We start from the raw sequence: 23,240 nt of genomic DNA, 5'->3' as shown, positions 1-23,240 counted from the left end.
AACGTTAGTATGCCGAAGCTGACCGTCGACGGGGTCGAAGTCGAGGTGCCGGTCGGGTCGACCGTCCTGCAGGCCTGCGAGGCCGCGGGCCGCGAGATCCCGATTTTCTGCTTCCATCCGCGGCTCAACATCGCCGGCAGCTGCCGGATGTGCCTGGTCGAGATGGAGAAGTCGCCCAAGCCCGTGGCGTCCTGCGCCATGCCGGCCGCCGACGGCATGGTGATCAAGACCGACACGCCGCTGGTGCACAAGGCGCGCCGCGGCGTGCTCGAGTTCCTCCTGATCAACCACCCGCTGGACTGCCCGATCTGCGACCAGGGCGGCGAGTGCGACCTGCAGGACATCACCCTGTTCTACGGGCCGGACCAGTCGCGCTACACCGAGAACAAGCGCCCGGTGGTCGACAAGTATCTGGGCCCGCTGGTCTCGACCCACATGACGCGCTGCATCCACTGCACGCGCTGCATCCGCTTCCTCGACGAGGTGGCGGGCGTGGAGGAACTCGGTGCCGTCCAGCGCGGCGAGCACATGGAGATCACCAACTGGATCGAGGCGTCGCTCACCTCCGAGCTGCAGGGCAACATCATCGACCTCTGCCCGGTGGGCGCGCTGAACTCCAAGCCCTACGAGTACAAGGCGCGTACCTGGGAGCTGCGGAAGACTGAGTCGATCGACGTCTCGGACGCGGTCGGCTCCAACATCCGAGTGGATGCCCGCGGCAACGAGGTGATGCGGATCGTCCCGCGGCTGCACGAGGGGATCAACGAGGAGTGGCTCTCCGACAAAGGCCGCTTCCTTTATGACGGGCTGAAGAAGCGCCGCCTCGACCGGCCGATGGTCCGCCGGGACGGCCAGCTCCAGCCGGCCGACTGGCGCATCGCCCTGGACGCCGCGGCAGCGCGGCTGAAGGGTACGGCACCGGAGCGGATCGGCTTCGTGATCGGCGACCTGGTCGATGCCGAGACCATGGTGCTGGTCAGGGAGCTGGCGGCCAGGATCGGCACGCCGAACGTCGACTGCCGCCAGGACGGCAGCAGGCTCGGCTACGGACCCCGCGCCTCCTGGCTGTTCAACAGCACGATCGAGGGGATCGAGCGGGCCGACGCGTTCCTGCTGGTCGGCACCAACCCGCGCCACGAGGCGGCGGTGCTGAACGCCCGGATCCGCAAGCGCAGCCGGCAGATCCCGATGCCGGTGGGGCGGATCGGTGCGGCCGGGATCGACCTGACCTACGAGGTCCAGGACCTGGGTGCCGGCGTGCAGACCCTGTCCGACCTGCTGGCCGGCGGGATCGGCTTCGCCAAGGAGCTGCGCGCCGCCCAGAACCCGATGGTGATCCTGGGCAGCGGCGCCACCGCACGGGCGGACGGGCTGGCGGTGCTGGACCTGGCGATGCGGGTGGCCGACGAGTTCGGTGCGATCAGCGAGGGCTGGAACGGCTTCAACGTCCTCCATCACGCGGCCTCGCGGGTGGCCGGCCTGGACCTGGGCCTGGTGCCGGGGCAGGGCGGCGGGCTGGACGTGGCCGGCATGCTGGCCGGCGGCGTCGATGTCCTGTTCCTGATCGGTGCGGACGAGCTGGACCTGTCCGGGCTGAGCCCGGACGTCCACGTGATCTACCAGGGCCACCATGGCGACCGCTCGGCCCCGCGTGCCGACGTGATCCTGCCGGGGGCCGCCTGGACCGAGAAGCACGGTACCTATGTGAACACCGAGGGCCGGCCGCAGCGGGCCAAGCTCGCGGTCATGCCGCCCGGCGAGGCGCGCGAGGACTGGAAGATCCTGCGGGCACTGTCCGATGTGCTGGGTGTGACCGTGAAGCTGGACACGCTGGGTGCGGTGCGGGCACGGCTGGCCGAGCTGGCCCCGTTCCTAGCGACGCCGGATGTGATCGTGCCGGCGGCCTGGGAGCGGGCGGCAGGGCCGGGCGATCTCGGGTTCGACCGGGCACCGTTCGTGTCGCCGATCACCGAGTACTACCAGACCAACGCGATCGCCCGGGCGTCCGGGGTGATGGCCGAATGCACCAAGCTCCGCCTGGCGGAGCACTCGATCAAGGCGACCGGGACCCATGGGTGAGCCCCTTCTGGATGCCGTCCTGAGCATCCTGATCATCGTCGGCCAGATCCTGCTGATCGTGGTGCCGCTGCTCCTGGCCGTGGCCTATCTCACCTATGCCGAGCGCAAGGTGATCGGCGCCATGCAGCTCCGCCAGGGGCCGATGACGGTGGGCCCGTTCGGCCTGCTCCAGCCGCTGGCCGACGGGGCCAAGCTGTTCCTCAAGGAAACGGTGATCCCCGCGACCTCCAACAAGGTCGTGTTCATCCTGGCACCGATGATCACCTTCACGCTGGCCATGATCGGCTGGGCGGTGATCCCGATGGGTGCCGGGCTGGTGATCTCCGACATCAATGTGGGCGTGCTCTACCTGCTGGCGGTGAGCTCGCTGGGTGTCTACGGCATCATCATGGCGGGCTGGGCGTCCAATTCGCGCTACGCCTTCCTGGGAGCGCTGCGCAGCTCGGCGCAGATGATCTCCTACGAGATCTCGATCGGCCTGATCATCGTGAGCGTGCTGATCTGTGCCGGATCGCTCAACCTCAGCACGATCGTCGAGGCACAGCGGGGCCTGTGGTACTTCATCCCGCACTTCCCGATGTTCATGCTGTTCCTCGCCTCGATCCTGGCGGAAACGAACCGGCATCCGTTCGACCTGCCCGAGGACGAGGCGACCCTGGTCACGGGCTACAACGTCGAATACTCGTCGATGGCGTTCGCGCTGTTCTTCCTCGGCGAGTACGCGAACATGATCCTGATGAGCGCCATCGCCTCGATCCTGTTCCTTGGGGGGTGGCTGCCGCCCTTCGACATCGCACCCCTGAACTGGGTGCCGGGGCCGATCTGGTTCATCCTCAAGATCTGCCTGGTGCTGTTCGTGTTCATCTGGGCCCGTGCGACGCTGCCGCGCTACCGCTACGACCAGCTCATGCGGCTGGGCTGGAAGGTGTTCCTGCCCCTGTCGCTGGTCTGGGTGGTGCTGACCTCGGGCTTCCTGGTGGCGTTCGACCTGCTGCCGAATTGAGACGGTCGCTTCAAGCGACGACCTTGTTGCCGATTGGATGCGGCGCCGGAAAAGTCCCAAGACACTGCGGGGCGCCGGCGCCGATATGGGATGTGGGGATCGACAGGAAATGACCGCACTCGACCGGGCGGCACGCACCTTCCTCTGGCAGGAACTGGTCCAGGGCTTCGCGCTGACCCTGCGCTACATGTTCAAGAAGAAGGTGACGATCAACTATCCCTACGAGAAGGGGCCGCTCAGCCCGCGCTTCCGGGGAGAGCATGTGCTGCGCCGCTATCCCAACGGGGAAGAGCGTTGCATCGCCTGCAAGCTCTGCGAGGCGGTCTGCCCGGCCCAGTGCATCGTGATCGAATCGGAGCCGCGCGCGGATGGCAGCCGCCGGACCACCCGCTACGACATCGACATGACCAAGTGCATCTATTGCGGCTTCTGCGAGGAGGCCTGCCCGGTGGATGCGATCGTGCTCGGGCCGAACTTCGAGTTCGCCACGGAGACGCGGGAAGAGCTGTTCTACAACAAGGCGAGGCTGCTCGCGAACGGCGATCGCTGGGAGCGCGAGATCGCGGCCAATCTCGCCGCCGATGCTCCGTATCGCTGAGCATGATGCCCGAACGACATAGACCGGCCGGCCCTGGCCTCGTGGTTGGTGAACGATGACGATCGAACTGGCTCTGTTCTACCTGCTGTCGGCCGTGACGGTCGGGTGCGCCGTGATGGTGATCGCCTCACGCAATCCGGTCCATTCCGTGCTGTTCCTGATCCTGGCCTTCTTCAACTCGGCGGGCCTGTTCCTCCTGCTGGGCGCCGAGTTCCTGGCGATGATCCTGGTGGTCGTCTACGTGGGCGCGGTGGCGGTCCTGTTCCTGTTCGTCGTCATGATGCTCGACGTGAACTTCCGGCGGTTGCGCGAGGGGGCCCGGCTCTACTGGCCGATCGGTGCGCTGGTGGGCGTGATCCTGCTGGCCGAGCTGATCCTGGTCACCGGCGGCTGGGCGTTCGCCGGCGGGTTCGAGACCGCGGCGCCGATCCCGAGCGATCCGTCCATCACCAACACGGAAGCGCTGGGGCGGGTGATCTATACCGACTATGTCTACCTGTTCCAGACAGCCGGGGTGATCCTGCTGGTGGCGATCATCGGTGCCATCATGCTGACCCTGCGCCCGCGCGGCACGCTGCGGCGCCAGGACATCGCCGAGCAGGTCCATCGCCGGCCGCAGGACACGGTCGAGTTGCGCAAGGTCGACACCGGGGCGGGCGTGTGATGGCGATTCCTCTTTCTCATTTCCTGACGCTGGCCGCGATCCTGTTCACGCTGGGCGTGTTCGGCATCTTCCTGAACCGGAAGAACGTCATCATCATCCTGATGTCGATCGAGCTGATCCTGCTTTCGGTCAACATCAACTTCGTCGCGTTCTCGGCCCACCTGAACGACCTGGTCGGGCAGGTGTTCACGATGTTCGTCCTGACCGTCGCCGCCGCCGAGGCCGCGATCGGGCTGGCGATCGTCGTCGTGTACTTCCGCAACCGCGGCAGTATCGAGGTCGAGGACATCAACCTGATGCGGGGCTGAGCGGGCGATGCTCTACACGATCCTGGTGTTCGCGCCGCTCGTCGGCGCCCTGATCGCCGGCCTGTTCGGCCGCATGATCGGCGACCGCGCCTCGCAGGTGGTGACCTGCGGGTTCATGGCGCTGTCCGCCGCCTGCGCGATCGCGAGCTTCTTCCTCAACATCTATGGCGAGCCGTTCAAGGTCGTCCTGTTCGACTGGATCGTGGTCGGCTCGTTCGACACCCAGTGGGCGCTCCGGATCGACGGGCTGTCCGCCAGCATGATGCTGGTGGTGAGCTTCATCAGCTTCCTGATCCACGTCTACTCGGTCGGCTACATGGCTGAGGACGCGTCGATCCCGCGCTTCATGTCGTATCTGTCGCTGTTCACCTTCGCCATGCTGATGCTGGTGACCAGCGACAACCTCATCCAGCTCTTCTTCGGCTGGGAAGGGGTGGGTGTCGCCTCCTACCTGCTGATCGGCTTCTGGTACGACCGCGCCTCGGCCTGTGCCGCGGCGATGAAAGCGTTCATCGTCAACCGGGTGGGTGACTTCGGCCTCATCCTGGGTATCGCCGCCTGCTACCTGGTGTTCGACAGCGTCCAGTACGACGTGATCTTCGCCAACGCCGCGAGCTTTGCCGACAGCACGATCGTGGTGTTCGGCTACGAGTTCAACACGCTCACCATCATCGGCGTGCTGCTGTTCATCGGTGCGATGGGCAAGTCGGCGCAGCTCGGCCTCCATACCTGGCTGCCGGACGCCATGGAGGGCCCGACTCCGGTCTCGGCGCTGATCCATGCCGCGACCATGGTGACCGCCGGCGTGTTCCTGGTGGCGCGGTTCAGCCCGCTCTACGAGTACGCGCCCACCGCCCTGGCGATGGTCGCCTTCATCGGCGCTTCCACCGCGTTCTTCGCCGCCACGATCGGCATGGTGCAGAACGACATCAAGCGGGTGATCGCGTATTCGACCTGCTCGCAGCTCGGCTACATGTTCTTCGCCTGCGGCGTGTCGGCCTACAGTGCCGGTGTCTTCCACCTGTTCACCCACGCCTTCTTCAAGGCGCTGCTGTTCCTGGGTGCGGGCTCGGTGATCCATGCGATGCACCACGAGCAGGACATGCGGAAGATGGGCGGGATCTGGAACAAGATCCCGATCACCTACGCGATGATGTGGATCGGCTCGCTGGCGCTGATGGGCATCCCGTTCTTCGCCGGCTACTACTCCAAGGACGCGATCCTGGAGGCGGCCTGGGCCTCGCACGCGCCGTTCGCCCGCTACGCCTTCTGGCTGGGCATCGGTGCCGCCTTCCTGACCGCCTTCTATTCGGGCCGGCTGCTCTGGCTGACCTTCCACGGCACGCCCCGGGCCGACCATCACACGATGGAGCATGTCCACGAGAGCCCGATGGTCATGCTGGTCCCGCTGTTCTGCCTGGCCGGTGGCGCGCTGTTCGCCGGCTGGCTGGCCCAGGGCATGATCGCGCCCGACGCCGCCTGGTGGAGCGGTGCGATCTTCATGCGCGGGGAGCCCAACATCCTGGAGGAGCTGCACCACGTCCCGACGCTGGTGAGGTTCGCCCCGCTGATCGTCGGCGTGGCCGGGTTCGGCCTGTCCCTCGTGCTCTACCTCCTGGTGCCGAGCGTGCCCGGCCGGATCGCTGCCGCCCTTCGCCCGGTCTACCTGTTCCTGCTGAACAAGTGGTATTTCGACGAGCTCTATGACCGGATCTTCGTCCAGCCGGCCAAGGCAGTCGGCTCCGTGTTCTGGCGGGGCGGCGACGGGCTGGTCATCGACGGGTTCGGGCCGGACGGGGTGGCGGCTGCCACCGGCCGGCTCGCCCGCCAGACGGCCCGGCTGCAGACCGGCTATGTCTACCACTATGCCTTTGCCATGCTGATCGGCGTCGCCGCGCTGGTCACCTGGTACCTGTTCTTCGTGCGCTGAGGGATCTCATGAGCGACTGGCCACTCCTCTCGCTGGTGACGTTCCTCCCGCTCCTGGGGGCAGCGATCATCCTGGTGATCCGCGGTGACGGCGAGGTGGTGATCCGCAACGCCCGCAGCGTCGCCTTGTGGACCTCGGGCGTCACCTTCCTCCTCTCCCTGTTCCTGGTGGCGGGCTTCGACCCGGCCCAGCCGGGCTTCCAGTTCGTCGAGCGCGCCCAGTGGCTGCCGGGCCTGGGCGTCGAGTACCATATGGGGATCGACGGGATCTCCTTGTGGTTCATCCCGCTCTCCGCCCTGCTGACCGTGCTGGTGGTGGTCGGCTCCTGGTACTCGGTCGAGCACCGGGTCAAGGAGTACATGGTCGCCTTCCTGGTCATGGACAGCCTGATGATCGGCGTGTTCTGCGCGCTCGACATGGTGCTGTTCTACGTGTTCTTCGAGGCGATCCTGATCCCGATGTATTTGATCATCGGCATCTGGGGCGGCCCGCGCCGGATCTATGCCTCGTTCAAGTTCTTTCTCTACACGCTGGCGGGCTCGGTCCTGTTCCTGATCGCGATCCTGGCGATCTTCCTGGAAACCGGCACCACCGACCTGGCCGTCCTGCAGAATGCCGAGATCCCCCTCTCGATGCAGTACTGGCTGTGGATCGCCATGTTCGCGGCGTTCGCGGTCAAGGTGCCGATGTGGCCGTTCCATACCTGGCTGCCGGACGCCCATGTCGAGGCGCCGACCGGCGGCTCGGTGCTGCTGGCGGGCGTGCTGCTCAAGCTCGGCGGCTACGGCTTTTTGCGCTTCTCGGTGCCGATGCTGCCCGAGGCCTCGGCCTATTTCGCGCCCTTCGTGTTCACGCTGTCGGCCATCGCCGTGGTCTACACCTCGCTGGTGGCGCTGGTGCAGCAGGACATGAAGAAGCTGATCGCCTATTCGTCGGTGGCCCATATGGGCCTGGTGACGATCGGCTGCTTCACCCCCAACGCGCTGGGCATCCAGGGCAGCGTGGTGCAGATGCTCTCGCACGGCGTCGTCTCGGCGGCCCTCTTCATGGTGGTGGGCGTGGTCTATGACCGGATCCACAGCCGCGAGATCGCGCGCTATGGCGGCCTGGCCGACCGGATGCCGATCTATGCCGTGATCTTCCTGTTCTTCAGCATGGCCTCGGTGGGCCTGCCGGGCACGTCGGGCTTCGTCGGCGAGGTCATGGTCATCGTCGGCGTGTTCCAGGTGAACAGCTGGGTGGCCGCCCTGGCCGCGACCGGCATGATCCTGGGTGCCGCCTACATGCTCTGGCTCTACCGGCGGGTCATCTTCGGCACCATCACCCGGGACGACCTGAAGTCGATCAAGGACCTGCGCTGGAACGAGATGGTGGCCTTCGCACCGCTCGTGCTCCTGACGCTGTGGCTGGGCATCTACCCGGTCTTCTTCACCCGGCCGATGGAGCCGGCCGTGGCCCACCTGATCCAGCAGACCCAGACGGTGGACACTGCCGCCGTCGCCGGCGAGTGAGCGGCAAGGAACCAGAACGATGACCCCAGCACCGCTCCTCGACCTGATGCCGGCCCTGCCGGAGTTCCTCCTGCTGCTGGCCGGGCTGCTCTTCCTGGTGATCGGCGTCCTGCGCGAGGGGGACGGCGTCCGGCTGATCGGCCCCTTGAGCGCGCTGTCGCTCGTGATCGCAGCCGCGATCATCCTGGCCTCGGACAAGACGGCGGCCGACACGTTCGGCGGCCACTTCCGGATGGATGCGTTCGCCGCCTTCCTCAAGGTCCTGATCTACGTGGGCGTGGCCGCCGCCATCCTGGTCTCCCAGAACTTCCTGGAAGACGAGCGCATCGCGCGGTTCGAGTTCCCGTTGCTGGCCCTGTTCGGCGCGCTGGGCATGGGGATGATGGTCTCGGCCAACAGCTTCCTGGCCCTCTACATGAGCCTGGAGCTGCAGAGCCTGTCGGTCTACGTGCTGGCGGCGGGCCATCGCGACACGCTGCGCTCGACCGAGGCCGGCCTGAAATACTTCATCCTGGGCTCGCTCGCCTCCGGCCTGCTGCTTTACGGCATCTCGCTGGTCTATGGCTTCACCGGCACGGTGATGTTCGACCAGATCGGCAGCCTGCTCCGCGACGAGAACGCGTCGCTCTCGTCGGGCGCCCTGGTGGGCCTGGTCTTCATCGCCGCCGGCATCTGCTTCAAGCTGGGCGTGGTGCCGTTCCACATGTGGACGCCCGACGTCTACGAGGGGGCACCCACGCCGGTCGGCGCCTATATCGCCTCGGCACCCAAGCTCGCTGCCATGGGCCTGCTCCTGCGCGTCCTGATCGACCCGTTCGGCGCCTGGGTCGGCCAGTGGCAGCAGATCATCGTGTTCGTCGCGATCGCGTCGATGCTGCTGGGTGCCTTCGCCGCGATCATGCAGACCAACTTCAAGCGGCTGATGGCCTATTCCGGCATCGCCAACATCGGCTACGCCCTGGTGGGCCTGGCGGCGGGCACGCGGGACGGCGTGGATGGCGTGCTGGTGTTCATGGCGATCTACATGGTCATGACGCTCGGCACGTTCGCCTGCATCCTGGCGATGCGCCGCCAGGGCAGCTATGTCGAGGACATCAACGAGCTGGCCGGCCTGTCGCGCCGCCAGCCGATCCTGGCACTCATCCTGACGATCCTGATGTTCTCGCTGGCGGGCATCCCGCCGACGGCCGGCTTCTTCGGCAAGTTCTACGTCTTCAAGGCGGCGATCGACGCGAACCTGACCTGGCTCGCGGTGATCGGCCTGCTCTCCAGCGTGGTGGCCTGCTACTATTACCTGCGGATCGTGAAGCTGGTCTGGTTCGACCAGGCGGCCGAGCCGTTCGACCTGCCGCTCCGGCCGGCCATCGGTGCGGTAGCTGGCATCTCGGCCATCCTCCTGATCGTGGCGGTGCTGGCGATCAACCCGCTGTTCGCCAGTGCCGGGATCGCGGCGAGTGCCATCTTCCACTGAGGAGCCGGGCACCGGCCTGGTCTGGCGGGTCGAGCGCTATCCGGAGCTGCCCAGCACCATGGACCTGGTGCGTGAGCGCGCCAGGGCCGGGGCCGGGGAGGGGCTGGTGGTGGTGGCCGGGCGCCAGACCGCCGGCCGCGGTCGCCACGGCCGGGGCTGGACCTCGCCTGCGGGCAATCTCTATTTGACCCTGCTGCTGCGTCCGGGGCGGCCGGCCATCGCGGTGGCGGGGCTGGCACTGGTGGCCGGCCTGTCGCTGGCCGAGGCCTGCGCGGCACTCGGCGCCCCGCTGGGCCGCCTTCACCTGAAATGGCCGAACGACCTGCTGCTGGACGGCGCCAAGCTGGCCGGGATCCTGCTCGAGTCCGAATCCGGGTCCGGCCAGCAGGTGGAATGGGTCTCGATCGGCATGGGCGTGAACATCGCCGAGGCACCGGTTCTCCCGGACCGGCCGAGTGCTGCGCTGACCACGCTGCTGCCGGCAGCGGAGCCCGGTGCCGTGGAAGCGCTGCTGCTGGATCGCCTCGCCCGCAACTACGCTGCCTGGCGCCAGGATGGCATGGCGGCGATCACCGGTGCCTGGAGTGCCTATGGCCTGCCGCCGGGCACGCCCATCCTGATCCGGCCCGGGCGGGAGGTGCTGAGCGGGACCTATGTCGGCATCGACGGCGAGGGTGCGCTCCTGGTCGATACCGGCCGGCTGCAGCGGATCACCGCCGGCGAGGTCCTGTTCGCGGGCGAAGCCCTGGCAGGATCCGCCACAACCGCGTAGAAGACGGCAGGAGTGAATGCCGTCCATGCCTCGTGCCATCGCCGCCGGCCCTGCCGCCCCGCCACCCGGCGGCGGCGCAACCGTGAGCCGGCCGGCAGCCAGCGACCCTGCTGCGACGATCGCCATCTTGCCGAAGCACGATCGGCATCCCACTTCGCCATCTTGCCGGCCATGCGGCCCGGCCAGCCTTTCTCGGCCCGTCTCCACCGGTGCGCCGACGGTCAGCGCGGAGGATCTCCCATGATCCGACCCCGCCGTTCGCGCACGGAGCCGGGCTGTCCGCCATGTGGACCCGGACCCGCTTTCGTCCGGGATTGTGAAACGCGAACGGACGAGACCGACACCAAGTGATGCATCCAACCGAGAATACCCCGGGCCTGCGCTTCATTCCTCTGGGTGGCGTGGGCGAGATCGGCATGAACACCGCGCTCTACGGCGTGGATGGCCAGTGGCTGATGGTCGACCTCGGCATCAGCTTTGCCGACGAGAGCCTGCCGGGCGTGGACATCATCCTGCCCGACATCGGCTTTACCGAGCGCCTGCCGGAGCTGGAGGGCCTGGTGATCACCCACGCCCATGAGGACCATTATGGCGGGGTGCCCTATCTCTGGCCGCGGCTGCGCTGCCCGATCTGGTGCACGCCCTTCGTGGCGGCCGCGCTGGAGCGCAAGCTGGACGACGTGCCGTTCGGCCGCGAGGTCCAGATCAACGTCGTCGAGCCCGGCCAGCGCTTTCGTGTCGGCGGTTTCGAGCTGAGCTTCATCCACGTGACCCATTCGGTGCCGGACGCCAACTCCCTGGTGCTGCACACCGAGTACGGCAATGTCCTGCACACCGGCGACTGGAAGCTCGACCCCGAGCCGCTGGTGGGGGAGCGCACCCCCATCGACCAGCTTACCGAGCTCGGTCGGGAAGGCGTGCTGGCCATGCTGGGCGACAGCACCAACGCGCTCAGGCCGGGCGACAGCGGTTCGGAAGCCGAGGTGCGCGACAGCCTGATCGAGCTGGTGGGCCGGCAGAAGAAGCGGGTGCTGATCACCACCTTCTCCTCCAACATCGCCCGGATCGGCTCGATGCTCCAGGCGGCCAAGGCCAGCGGGCGCATTCCGGCGATCGTCGGGCGCTCCATGCTGCGAATGCTGGAGGCGGCCCGCGAGGTCGGTTACCTGGCGGACGCGCCGCGCCCGATCGATGCGCGCGAGGCGGCCTCGCTGCAGCGCGACAAGGTCCTGCTGATCTGCACCGGCAGCCAGGGCGAGCCGCGCTCGGCGCTCGCCCGGATCGCCGGCAACAGCCACCCCTTCATCAAGCTGGAGGCGGGCGACACGGCGATCTTCAGCTCCAAGATCATCCCGGGCAACGAGCGCAAGCTCTACGACATGCACAACCAGCTGGTGCGCAACGGCGTGGAGGTGATCACCGAGGAGGATCATTTCGTCCATGTCTCGGGCCATCCCTCGCGCGACGAGCTGGAGCGGATGATCCGCTGGATCCGGCCGAAGATCCTCGTACCGGTGCATGGCGAGCCGCGCCATCTGCGCGCCCATCACGAGCTGGCCAAGACGCTGGGCGTGCCGAACCCGATCCGGATCGACAATGGCGACGTGCTGATGCTGGCGCCTGGCGACGCGCGGGTGGTCGATTCGGTGCCGACCGGGCGGCTCGCCCTGGATTCCAACCGGATCCGCGGCGTGGGTGACGAAATGTTCCGCACCCGGCGCCGCCTGATGAACCATGGCACCATCATGGTGAGCCTGGTGCTGGACGGCTATGGCAGCGTGCTGGCCCCGCCGATCGTGGCCGATCTGGGGGCAGGCGACCATGCGCCGCAGAGTGCCGGCCGAGACGTGATCGACGCGGTGGTGGCGGCCGTGGAAGCGCTCTCGGACGACGATGCCGCGCAGGACGAGCGGGTGAAGGACGCCGTGCGCACGGCGGTCCGCCAGGCCTTCGTCCTGCCGCGCGACCGGCGGCCGATCATCGAGGTGCAGGTGTCGCGCCTGGACAACCGCACCCTCGATGCGCTGGAGGACGACTGACCGATGCAGCTCGGCCGCCTGAACCATGTCGCGATCGCGGTGCCCGACCTCCTGGCGGCGCGGGCGCGCTGGCGCGACCTGCTGGGGGCCGAGGTCTCGGACGTCCAGGACCTGCCCGAGCACGGGGTGCAGGTGGTGTTCGTGACGCTGCCCAACACCAAGATCGAGCTTCTGGGCGTGCTGGGCGAGCAGTCGCCGATCGCTGCCTTCCTCGCCAGGAATCCGGCCGGCGGCATCCATCATATCTGCCACGAGGTCGATGATCTGATGGCCGCCAGCGCCCGGCTGCAGGCGGCGGGTGCCAGGGTGCTGGGCGATGGTCGGCCCAAGATCGGCGCGCACGGCAAGCCGGTCCTGTTCCTCCATCCCAAGGACATGGACGGGGCGCTGGTCGAGCTCGAGCAGGCCTGAGCCCGCACCGGTCCCACACGTAGACGAAGCATGACCTTCTTCGAACTCCTCGTCAGCTATGTCATCGCCTGGTGGATGATCTTCTTCATGGCGCTGCCGTTCGGCGCCCATCCGCCCGACGAGCCGGGACGCGGCCATGCCGAGAGCGCCCCGGCGCAGCCGCGGCTGTGGATCAAGGCGGCGATCACGACCGTGCTGGCGGCGCTCGCGGTCTGGGCGTTCCACTGGTTCCTGACCTCCGGGATCGTCACGCTGCGCGGCTGACCGCTCCGGTCCGTCAGCGGCCGTGGCCCTTTTCCCGCGGCACCCCCGGCCTAGCTTGGTGGCCAGGAGTGCAATGTCGGGAGATCTGGCCAATGAACCGTGCTGCCCTGCTCGCCTCGGCCGTGCTGCTGGCCGCCTGCGGGACGGTGGATGCCAACGATGCGCAGCGGGCCGAAGAAGTGACCGGCAACCTGCCGGCCACCGGTGCGGAGGCCGCTTCCCGGCCGGCCCAGGCACCGGTCGAGACCAGCCCGCCCAATGCCCCGCACCAGGAGCCGGCCTTTGCCGGCCAGACCCGGGCGCCCGGGGCGGAGCCGACCCAGGTCGAGGTCACGGCCGTCGTGGACGGTCTGGACAGTGCCTGGGCTCTCGAGTTTCTGCCGGACGGGCGGATGCTGGTCACCGAGAAGGCCGGCATCATGCGGATCCTGCCGGCCGGCGGCGGGCAGGGGATCGAGGTCACGGGCGTGCCCGAAGTCGACGCGCGCGGGCAGGGCGGGCTCCTGGACGTGGCGCTGAGCCCGGGCTTTGCCGAGGACCGGCTGATCTATTTCAGCTTCGCCGAGCCGCGTGAAGGCGGCAACGGCACGACCCTGGCGCGCGCCCGCCTGAGCGAGCAGGGCGGCACCGCAGCGCTGGAGAATGTCGAGATCCTGTTCCGGCAGATGCCGACCTGGCAGTCGACCAAGCATTACGGCTCCCGGATCGTGTTCACGCCGGACGACAAGCTGTTCCTGACCGTGGGCGAGCGCTCCGACCCAGAGCCCCGGGTCCAGTCGCAATGGCTGGACAGCCATTTCGGCAAGGTGATCCGGCTGAACCTCGACGGCTCGGTGCCGGAGGACAATCCGTTCGTCGGGCAGGACGGCGCCATGGCGGAGATCTGGTCCTATGGCCACCGCAACCTCCAGTCGGCGACCCTGGACGGGCAGGGCCGGCTCTGGACGGTCGAGCATGGACCGAAAGGCGGCGACGAGCTGAACCGGCCGGAGCCCGGCAAGAACTATGGCTGGCCGGTGATCACCTACGGCGTCGAATACTCGGGCCAGCCGGTCGGCGAGGGCATCACCGCCAAGGAGGGGATGGAGCAGCCGGTCTATTACTGGGACCCGGTGATCGCGCCCTCCGGCATGGCCTATTATGATGCCGACCTGTTCCCGGAGTGGCAGGGCAGCATGCTGATTGGCGGGCTGGCCACGGAGGGGCTGGTGCGGCTGACCCTGGACGGCGACCGCGTGGCCAGCGAGGAACGGATCGATCTCGGCCACCGGATCCGCGACGTGAAGGTCGGGCCGGACGGGGCGATCTATGCCGTCACCGACCAGGGCAACGGGCAGATCCTGAGGGTGGCACCCGACGGCCGGTCCTGAGGGGCAGGCGGGCGGGCGTTTACCCGGCGTAAACGGATGGCGTGCTAGCTTGCCTTTCGTTGCGGCAGGCCACGCCCGCCCCTATGGTCCGCCCGTCAAGGAAGCCCACGAGCATCGAGTTCCCATGCGCCTTTCCCGCTACTTCCTGCCGGTTCTCAAAGAAGTGCCGGCCGAGGCCGAGATCGTCAGCCACCAGCTCATGCTGCGGGCCGGGATGGTCCAGCAGCTCCAGGCCGGCATCTACAACTGGCTGCCGCTCGGCTGGAACGTCCTGCAGAAGGTCGAGCAGATCGTGCGCGAGGAGCAGAACCGCGCCGGCGCCATCGAGATCCTGATGCCGACCATCCAGCCGGCGAGCCTGTGGCGGGAAAGCGGGCGCTACGACGCCTATGGCAAGGAGATGCTGCGCATCAAGGATCGCGGCGAGCGGGAGATGCTGTACGGGCCGACCAACGAGGAGAACGTCACCGACATCTTCCGCAAGCATGTGCGCAGCTACCGGCAGCTGCCGCTCAACCTCTACCACATCCAGTGGAAGTTCCGCGACGAGGTCCGTCCGCGCTTCGGTGTGATGCGCGGCCGCGAGTTCCTGATGAAGGACGCCTATTCCTTCGACCTGGACGTCGAGGCCGGGGCGGCGGCGTTCGACCGGATGTTCGTGGCCTATCTCAAGACCTTCAAGCGGATGGGGCTGACCGCCATCCCGATGCGGGCCGAAACCGGCCCGATCGGCGGCGACATGTCCTACGAGTTCCAGATCCTGGCGCAGACCGGCGAGAGTGCCGTCTATTTCGACCAGGCCTTCGAGGAGATCGACTTCTCGGCCGACGACCTGGACGTGGCGCAGCTGAAAAAGCTCTACGCGGCGGCCGACGAGCTGCACGACCCGGCCGCCTGTCCGGTGCCGCCCGAGCGGCTGCGCTCCGGCCGGGGCATCGAGGTCGGGCACATCTTCTTCTTCGGCACCAAGTACTCCGCCGCGATGGGCGCCACCGTGCTGGGGCCGGACGGCAAGGAAGTCCCGGTCGAGATGGGCTCCTACGGGATCGGCGTCTCGCGGCTGGTAGGCGCCCTGATCGAGGCCAACCATGACGAGAAGGGCATCGTCTGGCCGGAGAGCGTGGCCCCCTTCCGGGTGGGCCTGATCAACCTGCGCGCCGACGACGAGCTCTGCCGCGGCGTCGCCGATGATCTGTACGCGAAGCTGGAAGCCGCGAAGGTCGAGGTCCTCTACGATGACCGCGAGGAGCGGGCCGGCGCCAAGTTCGCCACCATGGACCTGATCGGCCTGCCCTGGCAGGTGACGGTGGGCCCGCGCGGCGCCAAGGCCGGCACGGTCGAGCTGAAGTCGCGCCGGACCGGGGCGGTCGAGGAGCTTTCGGTGGACGCCCTGCTCGCGCGATTTGCCGCCTGATGTTCTCCCCGGTCGAGCGGCTGATCGCCCGGCGCTACTTGCGCCCCACCAAGGGCGAGGGCTTCATCTCCCTGGTGGCGGGCTTCGCCTTTCTCGGCATCGCGCTGGGCGTCGGCACGCTGATCGTGGTGATGGCCGTGATGAACGGCTTTCGCTTCGAGCTCCTGTCACGCGTCCTGGGCGTGAACGGCCATGCCACGGTGATCTCCCAGGGGCCGATCGTCGACTACCAGCCGCTGCTCGATCGGCTGGCAGAGGCGCCGGGCGTGGAGCTGGTGCTCCCTTATGTCGAGGGCCAGGTGATGGCCTCGGCGAACGGGGCCGCGTCGGGCGCCCTGGTGCGTGGCCTGCGCATCGAGGACCTGGAGCAGCGCCCGTTCATCGCCGACAACGTGCTGGCGGGCTCGCTCGACCGGCTGGCAGGGGAGAACGTCGCGGCGATCGGCGTGCGCATGGCCCAGCGCATGGGCCTTCGGGTCGGCTCGCCGCTCCAGTTGATCTCGCCGAAGGGGACGGCCACTGGCATCGGCATGATCCCGAAGGTCGTGACCTTCACGGTCGGCGCGGTCTTCGAGATCGGCATGTACGAGTACGACAACAGCTTCGTCTATCTGAGCCTGGCGGACGCCCAGCGCTACTTCCAGACCGGCGAGGGGGTCACCGCGATCGAGCTCGAGGTGCACCATCCCGACCAGGTAGGCGACCTGCGGCCGGGCATCGAGCAGCTCCTGCCGCCCGGCACCCAGCTGCTCACCTGGCAGCAGGTGAACAGCCACTTCTTCAACGCGCTCCTGGTCGAGCGCAACGTGATGTTCCTGATCCTGACCCTGATCGTGCTGGTGGCGGCGTTCAACATCATCACCGGGCTTACCATGCTGGTGCGCTCCAAGACCCGCGACATCGCGGTGCTGCGCAGCATGGGCGCCACCAAGGGCAACATCCTCAGCATCTTCCTCCTGGCCGGCACCGCCATCGGCCTGGTCGGGACCGGCCTGGGTGCCGTGCTGGGGATCTCCTTTGCCGCCAACATCGACGCGATCCGGCTGTTCCTGGAGCGGATCACCGGCACCGAGCTGTTCGCCGCCGAGATCCGTTTCCTGTCGCAGATGCCGGCCCGGATCGAGACCGGCGACGTCGTGTCGGTGGTGCTGATGGGGCTGGTGCTCTCGCTGCTGGCGACGCTCTATCCCTCGTTCCGGGCAGCCGCGACCGACCCGGTGGAGGCGCTGCGCCATGAGTGAGGCGGTGCTGTCCCTGGAGCGAGTGACGCGGACCTATCGGCAGGGCAGCGAGCGGCTCCATGTGCTGAGCGGCGTGGACCTGGTGTTGGGACGCGGCGAGATCGTGGCGCTGGTGGGACCCTCGGGTGCCGGCAAGTCGACCCTCCTGCACCAGTCCGGCCTGCTGGAGCGGCCGGACGGCGGCGAGGTGCGGATCCTGGGCCGGCCGACCGCGAAGCTCGGCGATGTCGAGCGGACCCGGCTGCGCCGCGAGACGATCGGCTTCGTCTACCAGTTCCACCACCTGCTCGCCGACTTCACCGCCGAGGAGAACGTGGTGCTGCCGCAGATGCTGGCGGGCACCGCCAGGCGTGCGGCGCGCGTGCGGGCGGCCGAGCTGCTGGCCCAGGTGGGCCTGAGCGAACGGCAGGCACACCGGCCGGGCAAGCTGTCCGGCGGCGAGCAGCAGCGGGTCGCGATCGCCCGGGCCCTGGCCAACCGGCCGGCCCTGCTGGTGGCCGACGAGCCCACCGGCAATCTGGACACCGCGACGGCCGAGATCGTGTTCGCGCTGCTCCTGGACGTGGTGCGCAGCACCGGCACCGCGGCATTGATCGCCACCCACAATCCCGATCTCGCCCAGCGCATGGACCGCGTGGTGCGGCTGGAACGGGGGCAGCTCCTGGCGGTGGCGCGGCCGGAACCGGCCCGCGCCATGGCCCAGGCTGCTTCGCCGGACTGAGCGAGGGAGAAGCGGAACGGCAAGCCGTCAGCAGGGTTAGCTTTGGGAGCACAGACCCTGGGTGACCAACATGCGCTTCCTCTCGACCCGCGCGCACGGCGCGCTCGACTATATCTTGGCGATCATCCTGATCGGCCTGCCCTACATGGCCGGCACCGCCGATCGCAGCTTCGGCCAGTGGATCCCGATCCTTCTCGGCGTCGGCATCATCGTCTACAGCCTGCTGACCCGCTACGAGCTGGCGATCGTCCGGCTCATCCCGATGCCGGTGCATCTGATCCTGGACGCTGGCGGCGGCATCCTGCTGATCGTGTCGCCCTGGCTGTTCGGCTTTGCCGACCGGAGCTGGGTGCCCTTCGTGCTGATCGGCCTGTTCGAGATCGTCACCGTGCTGGTGACGCGGACGAATACCGCACCGCTGCATCGCGACGCGACCGCGGGACGACCCTGAAAGGGCTGGCATCGTGTCGTCGGGAGGATGAGACTGCCGGCGCGCGGTGCCGGAAGGCGCCGCTTTAGGTTGGTGGCACCGGTCCGAACGGGTTCTTCATGGCGATCGCTTCCTTCGTGCACCTGCGCGTCCATTCCTGCTTCTCCCTGCTCGAGGCCTCGATCAAGGCGGGCGAGCTGGCGAAGAAGGCGAAGGCGCTGGGCATGCCGGCGGTGGCAATCACCGACAGCTGCAACCTGTTCGGCGTGATGGAGTTCTGCAAGGAGGCGACCAAGGCCGGCATCCAGCCGGTGGTGGGCGCCCTGCTGGCGCTCGTGCCGGAAGGCGGTCCTGAGCCGCGGCGGCCGCAGACCGGGGCCCCGCCGCTCCAGGAGACCGAGCAGCTCGTCTTCCTGGTGCAGAACGAGGCGGGCTATCTGAGCCTGTCCCGGCTGATGACCTGCGCCTACCTGTCCGGCAAGGACCAGGTGGCGGTCACCATGGACGAGCTGGCCGAACATTCCGAAGGCCTGATCGTGTTCACCGGCGGTGCCTTCGGCCCGATCGGCCAGCGCCTGCTGCGTGGCGACGCCAAGGGGGCGCGCGCCATGCTGGAGCGGATGAAGGCGGTCTGGCCGAACCGGCTCTATGTCGAGATCCAGCGCCACGGCCTGCCGGAGGAGAATGCCACCGAAGGGGCGATGATCGATCTGGCCTACGCGCTCGATCTGCCGCTGGTCGCGACCAATGACTGCCACTTCCTGGAAGAGGACCATTACGAGGCGCATGACGCGCTGATCTGCATCGCGGATGGCCGGCTCCTGATCGAGGACGAGCGGCGCCGCTTCACCAAGGACCACCGGTTCAAGTCCGCGGAAGAGATGGCGGAGCTGTTCGCCGACCTGCCTGAAGCGATCCAGAACACGCTGGTGATCGCGAAGCGCTGCGCCTACGAGGCGCCCAAGCGCAAGCCGATCCTGCCGACCTTTGCCGCCGACGAGGAGGCGGAGATGCGCAAGCAGGCGGCCGAAGGCCTGGAAGCGCGCCTGCGCCAGTCGGTCTGGACTGAAGGCATGGACGATGCCGCGCGCGAGGCGGCAGCCCGGCCGTATCGCGAGCGGCTGCAGTTCGAGTGCGACGTCATCGCCCAGATGAAGTTTCCGGGCTACTTCCTGATCGTGTCCGACTTCATCAAATGGGCCAAGGCCAGCGGCATCCCGGTGGGGCCGGGGCGCGGCTCGGGTGCGGGCTCGGTGGTGGCCTGGTCGCTCTCGATCACCGACCTGGACCCCTTGCGCTTCGGCCTGCTGTTCGAGCGCTTCCTGAATCCCGAACGTGTGTCGATGCCGGACTTCGACATCGATTTCTGCCAGGACCGGCGCGACGAGGTGATCCGCTACGTGCGCGACCGCTACGGCCATGACCGGGTCGCTTCGATCATCACCTTCGGGAAGCTGCAGGCCAAGGCGGTGATCCGCGATGTCGGGCGGGTGCTGGGCCTGCCCTATGGCCTGGTCGACAAGATCTCCAAGCTGATCCCGCACAACCCGGCCAACCCGCCGACGCTGGAACAGGCGATGGCGATGGAGCCCAGGCTGATCGAGGCCAGGGATTCCGACCCCCAGGTCGAGCGGATGATCGAGATCGCGCGCAAGCTGGAAGGCCTGCCCCGGCATGCCTCGACCCATGCCGCGGGCGTGGTGATCGGTGACCGGCCCTTGGAAGAGCTGGTGCCGCTCTACCGCGACCCTAGATCGGACATGCCGGTCACCCAGTTCAACATGAAGGACGTCGAGACCGCGGGCCTGGTGAAGTTCGACTTCCTGGGGCTGACCACGCTCACCATGCTGACCATGGGCGAGAAGCTGGTCCGCGAGCGCGGCACGCCCCTGGACCTGGCCAAGCTCGCCCTGGAGGACCGGCGCTCCTACGAGCTGCTGGCCCGCGCCGAGACGGCCGGCGTGTTCCAGCTCGAAAGTGCCGGCATGCGCGATGCCCTGCGCAAGCTGAAGCCGGACGTGTTCGAGGACATCATCGCGATGGTCTCGCTCTACCGGCCGGGCCCGATGGACAACATCCCGCGCTATATCGCGGTCAAGCACAGGACCGAGGAGCCGGGTTACCTCCACCCGATGCTCGAGCCGATCCTGGGCGAGACCAACGGCGTCATCATCTACCAGGAGCAGGTGATGCAGATCGCCCGCGAGCTGGCGGGTTATTCGCTGGGTGGCGCGGACCTGCTGCGCCGGGCGATGGGCAAGAAGATCAAGGAGGAGATGGATGCGCAGGGCGCCATCTTCGTGAAGGGTGCCGCCGAGCGCGGCATCGACCAGGATCTCGCCCAGGTGATCTTCGACCAGGTGGCGAAGTTCGCTTCCTACGGCTTCAACAAGTCGCACGCGGCGGCCTATGCGCTGCTCGCCTACCACACGGCGTACCTGAAGGCGAACCACCCGCACGAGTTCTTCGCGTCCTGCATGACCATGGACATGGCCAACCAGGACAAGCTGCTCATGTTCCAGCAGGAGCTGCGCACCAGCGGCATCACCCTGCTGCCGCCGGACGTGAACGCCTCCCAGGTCCGGTTCTCGGTGGAGGAGACGGCGGACGGTCCGGCCGTGCGCTATGCGCTGGCGGCGATCAAGGGGGTGGGCAGTGCCGCCATGGAAGCGCTGGTCGAGGAGCGGGAGCGGGGCGGGATCTACACGTCGCCGTTCGACCTGGTCCACCGGCTGGGCACCAGGGTGATCAACCGCCGCCTGCTCGAGGCGCTGGCCAAGGCCGGCGCGTTCGACCAGCTCCTGCCCAACCGGCGCCGGATCTGCGAGGGTGCGGAGTTCCTGCTGCGCGCCGCCCAGGCAGCCCAGGCGGAGGCCGAGAGCGGCCAGGACAGCCTGTTCGGCGGCACGACTGCGGCCCCCAGCGCGCCCAGCCTGCCCGAGGCCGAGGACTGGCCGGCGCTGGAGCGGCTGCAGGCGGAGATGGAGGCGATCGGCTTCTACCTTTCCGCCCACCCGCTGGACGGCTATGCCACCGCGATGGCGCAGTACGGCATCACGCCTTCGGACAAGATCGTCGAGCGGCTGACCTCGGGCCAGCCGGGCCGGCTCAAGCTGGCGGGCGTGGTGCTGGGCAAGCAGGAGCGGGTGACCGAGCGCTCGCGCTTTGCCCATGTCGCGATGAGCGACCCGTCCGGGCAGTTCGAGGTGACCCTGTTCTCCGAGATCCTGGCCCGCACCCGCGAGCTTTTGGAAAGCAAGGTGCCGCTGGTGATCGAGGCGGACGGGCGGGTGGACGGCGACATGGTCCGGCTCACCGCGCACAAGGTCGAGGCCCTGGAGGAACTGCTGGTCCCGCACGTGCCCGACCTGACCATCCGGCTCTCTTCCGTCGACGCGGCGCTGGCCATGCGCCCGTTGCTGACCCCCAGGACCGGCCGCCAGGGTCGCCTGCGCCTGGTGCTGGCCCATGCCGCCGGGGAGGTCGTGCTGGCCCTGCCGGACGGGCTGGGCCTGCCGCCGGGCAGACGCCCGGACCTGGAGCGGATGGCCGGCGTGATCGAGGTGCGCGAAGTGGCGACGCTGCACTGAGGCAGCGTCGTGCCGCCTGCTGCCGGGCCCGATCGAGGGGCACACTTATGGAACATGGGCGCAGCTTCATCCCTGTCGCCAGGCAGCAGGCGCGCAGCAGTCAATCGTCGTCCGAATCGAAGTCATAGCTGACGCCGACCAGGATGCCGAAATTCTCGTACTCCTCGTCCGGGTAGTTGGACTGGTTGTCGGTATAGAAGAGGCGCAGCACCGCGCTCCAGCGGGGCCGGAAGGGCACGATCGCCACGAGGTCGGCATCGAACTGCCGGTCGGTCTCCGCCTTGTCGACGTCCGCGTCGGGATCGGGATCGTCGTAGGGGCGGTAGATGTAGCCCGCCTCAAAGCCGAGGGTGACCGGGTCCAGCTCCTCGTCCAGTGGGTTGGACAGGGAATGCTCGACACCGATGCCGAAGCCCAGCTCATAATACTGCTCGAAGCCTTCGGTCGCGTGCTTGAAGTTGCCGATCAGGCCGATGGTGAGGGTGGTATTCTCGGCAAGCGCGTAATCGGCATCTAGCGACAGGGCATGGAACCACCCGGTCTGGTCGCTGCCGCTGGGTTCGTCCTCGGTGTCCTCATATTCCTCGTAGAGGGAGCTGAAGGAGGCGCTGAGATTGAGCTTCGGTGCCAGCAGCAGGTCGCCCTCGAGCCCGGCGCCCGCCGAGCGCGACAGCAGCTCGCCGCCCAGCCCCAGGAGCGCGCCGGCGAGAAAAGGGCGCAGGCTGGCTTCCCTGGCTTCGTCCAGCTGGAACTCCGGGCCGAAGATCAGGTCGAACGAGGTATAGTCGTTGTCGGTCTGGTCGGCATAGCGCGCCCCTTCCAGCGAAAGATCGGTGCGCAACTGGCTGGGGATCGCCGTGTAGAGGTCATAGCGGTGGGTCAGATCGAGGCCGAAGGTGGCGGAGAAATCGCTCTCTCGGGCCTCCTCGTCGTCATCGTCGTCGTCACCATCGTCGTCTTCATCATCGTCATCGTCGTCATCATCGTTGTCTGGCTGCCCTCCACCGGGCAGCCGGCTCCTCCCGCCCAGCTTCGCGACGTTGTCGGGATTGGTCTCGTAGCTGAGGCCGAAGGAGATCGCGGCCTCGATGTGGTGGCGGGAATTTCCGGCGGTCTCGTTTGGCCCGGTTCCCTCGTCGTCGCTGTCGTCAGGCGCATCATCGTCTTCCTCTTCCTCGGCACTGTCCTCGTCGTCGGCACCCCTCGCATCGTCGCTATCCTCTTCATTGTCCGGGGGCGGCGTCTCCCCTTCGCCCGGGATGGCCTCGGCCGACAGTCGAGGAAGATCGGCGACTCGGATCAGAGGCTCGTCTGCCGAGGCCGGCACTGCCACCGGCCCCAGCATTGACGTCAACATCACAGCCAGCCCAACCCGCATCGGATGATCCTGAAAATGCCCAAGAGAAATATCGACGAACACTAGT

Annotated in this window: 19 protein-coding genes; 18 read left to right on the top strand and 1 reads right to left on the bottom strand. The window is 67.7% G+C overall.

What is annotated here, in order from left to right; all coding sequences use genetic code 11:
* The first annotated feature begins 9 nt into the window (after nucleotides 1-9).
* From nuoG to dnaE, 18 genes are all read left to right on the top strand, one after another.
* A complete protein-coding gene (nuoG, locus tag HLA95_RS17175) occupies nucleotides 10-2,079 on the top strand; it encodes an NADH-quinone oxidoreductase subunit NuoG (protein ID WP_191058038.1) in 2,070 nt (689 codons plus the stop codon).
* Complete coding sequence (gene nuoH, locus HLA95_RS17170; protein WP_191058037.1) at nucleotides 2,072-3,082, top strand: NADH-quinone oxidoreductase subunit NuoH; 1,011 nt, start codon at nucleotides 2,072-2,074, stop codon at nucleotides 3,080-3,082. The genes nuoG and nuoH overlap by 8 nt, the downstream gene beginning before the upstream one ends.
* Before the next feature lie 109 nt (nucleotides 3,083-3,191).
* Entirely contained in the window at nucleotides 3,192-3,680 is a 489-nt protein-coding gene (gene nuoI / locus HLA95_RS17165; RefSeq protein ID WP_191058036.1) for an NADH-quinone oxidoreductase subunit NuoI, read from the top strand.
* Between the two features lie 55 nt (nucleotides 3,681-3,735).
* Nucleotides 3,736-4,344 carry an NADH-quinone oxidoreductase subunit J gene (locus HLA95_RS17160; RefSeq protein WP_191058035.1) on the top strand — a complete coding sequence of 203 codons (609 nt, stop codon included), beginning with the start codon at nucleotides 3,736-3,738 and terminating at the stop codon, nucleotides 4,342-4,344.
* Entirely contained in the window at nucleotides 4,344-4,652 is a 309-nt protein-coding gene (nuoK, locus tag HLA95_RS17155; protein ID WP_159713111.1) for an NADH-quinone oxidoreductase subunit NuoK, read from the top strand. The genes HLA95_RS17160 and nuoK overlap by 1 nt, the downstream gene beginning before the upstream one ends.
* Before the next feature lie 7 nt (nucleotides 4,653-4,659).
* Complete coding sequence (gene nuoL / locus HLA95_RS17150; protein WP_191058034.1) at nucleotides 4,660-6,582, top strand: NADH-quinone oxidoreductase subunit L; 1,923 nt, start codon at nucleotides 4,660-4,662, stop codon at nucleotides 6,580-6,582.
* Between the two features lie 8 nt (nucleotides 6,583-6,590).
* Nucleotides 6,591-8,093, top strand: a complete 1,503-nt coding sequence (locus HLA95_RS17145) for an NADH-quinone oxidoreductase subunit M (RefSeq protein WP_191058033.1) — start codon at nucleotides 6,591-6,593, stop codon at nucleotides 8,091-8,093.
* 19 nt (nucleotides 8,094-8,112) lie between these two features.
* On the top strand, nucleotides 8,113-9,564 hold the full coding sequence (nuoN, locus tag HLA95_RS17140) for an NADH-quinone oxidoreductase subunit NuoN (protein WP_191058032.1): 1,452 nt from the start codon (nucleotides 8,113-8,115) through the stop codon (nucleotides 9,562-9,564).
* The gene (locus tag HLA95_RS17135; protein WP_222183967.1) at nucleotides 9,548-10,336 is read left to right on the top strand and encodes a biotin--[acetyl-CoA-carboxylase] ligase; all 789 of its coding nucleotides are present in this window, start codon (nucleotides 9,548-9,550) and stop codon (nucleotides 10,334-10,336) included. Before nuoN ends, HLA95_RS17135 begins: the two co-directional genes overlap by 17 nt.
* Before the next feature lie 350 nt (nucleotides 10,337-10,686).
* The gene (locus HLA95_RS17130; protein WP_191059772.1) at nucleotides 10,687-12,375 is read left to right on the top strand and encodes a ribonuclease J; all 1,689 of its coding nucleotides are present in this window, start codon (nucleotides 10,687-10,689) and stop codon (nucleotides 12,373-12,375) included.
* Between the two features lie 3 nt (nucleotides 12,376-12,378).
* Nucleotides 12,379-12,786, top strand: a complete 408-nt coding sequence (gene mce / locus HLA95_RS17125) for a methylmalonyl-CoA epimerase (RefSeq protein ID WP_191059766.1) — start codon at nucleotides 12,379-12,381, stop codon at nucleotides 12,784-12,786.
* 30 nt (nucleotides 12,787-12,816) lie between these two features.
* Complete coding sequence (locus HLA95_RS17120) at nucleotides 12,817-13,050, top strand: DUF1467 family protein (protein WP_191059767.1); 234 nt, start codon at nucleotides 12,817-12,819, stop codon at nucleotides 13,048-13,050.
* A 92-nt stretch (nucleotides 13,051-13,142) separates the two neighbouring features.
* Complete coding sequence (locus HLA95_RS17115; RefSeq protein ID WP_191059768.1) at nucleotides 13,143-14,420, top strand: PQQ-dependent sugar dehydrogenase; 1,278 nt, start codon at nucleotides 13,143-13,145, stop codon at nucleotides 14,418-14,420.
* 124 nt (nucleotides 14,421-14,544) lie between these two features.
* The gene (gene proS, locus HLA95_RS17110) at nucleotides 14,545-15,834 is read left to right on the top strand and encodes a proline--tRNA ligase (protein WP_191059769.1); all 1,290 of its coding nucleotides are present in this window, start codon (nucleotides 14,545-14,547) and stop codon (nucleotides 15,832-15,834) included.
* Nucleotides 15,831-17,075: a lipoprotein-releasing ABC transporter permease subunit gene (locus HLA95_RS17105; protein WP_222183992.1), complete on the top strand. Its 1,245-nt coding sequence runs from the start codon at nucleotides 15,831-15,833 to the stop codon at nucleotides 17,073-17,075. Before proS ends, HLA95_RS17105 begins: the two co-directional genes overlap by 4 nt.
* Nucleotides 17,068-17,796 carry an ABC transporter ATP-binding protein gene (locus tag HLA95_RS17100; protein WP_222183965.1) on the top strand — a complete coding sequence of 243 codons (729 nt, stop codon included), beginning with the start codon at nucleotides 17,068-17,070 and terminating at the stop codon, nucleotides 17,794-17,796. The genes HLA95_RS17105 and HLA95_RS17100 overlap by 8 nt, the downstream gene beginning before the upstream one ends.
* 70 nt (nucleotides 17,797-17,866) lie before the next feature.
* On the top strand, nucleotides 17,867-18,247 hold the full coding sequence (locus HLA95_RS17095; protein WP_191058370.1) for an SPW repeat domain-containing protein: 381 nt from the start codon (nucleotides 17,867-17,869) through the stop codon (nucleotides 18,245-18,247).
* Between the two features lie 98 nt (nucleotides 18,248-18,345).
* On the top strand, nucleotides 18,346-21,816 hold the full coding sequence (gene dnaE, locus HLA95_RS17090; RefSeq protein WP_191058365.1) for a DNA polymerase III subunit alpha: 3,471 nt from the start codon (nucleotides 18,346-18,348) through the stop codon (nucleotides 21,814-21,816).
* A 100-nt stretch (nucleotides 21,817-21,916) separates the two neighbouring features.
* Here dnaE and HLA95_RS17085 read toward each other — a convergent pair whose 3' ends face one another.
* A complete protein-coding gene (locus HLA95_RS17085) occupies nucleotides 21,917-23,173 on the bottom strand; it encodes a surface lipoprotein assembly modifier (RefSeq protein ID WP_191058366.1) in 1,257 nt (418 codons plus the stop codon).
* Nucleotides 23,174-23,240: the final 67 nt, after the last annotated feature.

The organism is Geminicoccus harenae (genome assembly GCF_019800005.1).
GTDB classification, from domain to species: domain Bacteria; phylum Pseudomonadota; class Alphaproteobacteria; order Geminicoccales; family Geminicoccaceae; genus Geminicoccus; species Geminicoccus harenae.
The sequence above is the reverse complement of the archived record's forward strand: the minus strand, read 5'-3'. Positions and strand labels throughout refer to the sequence as shown.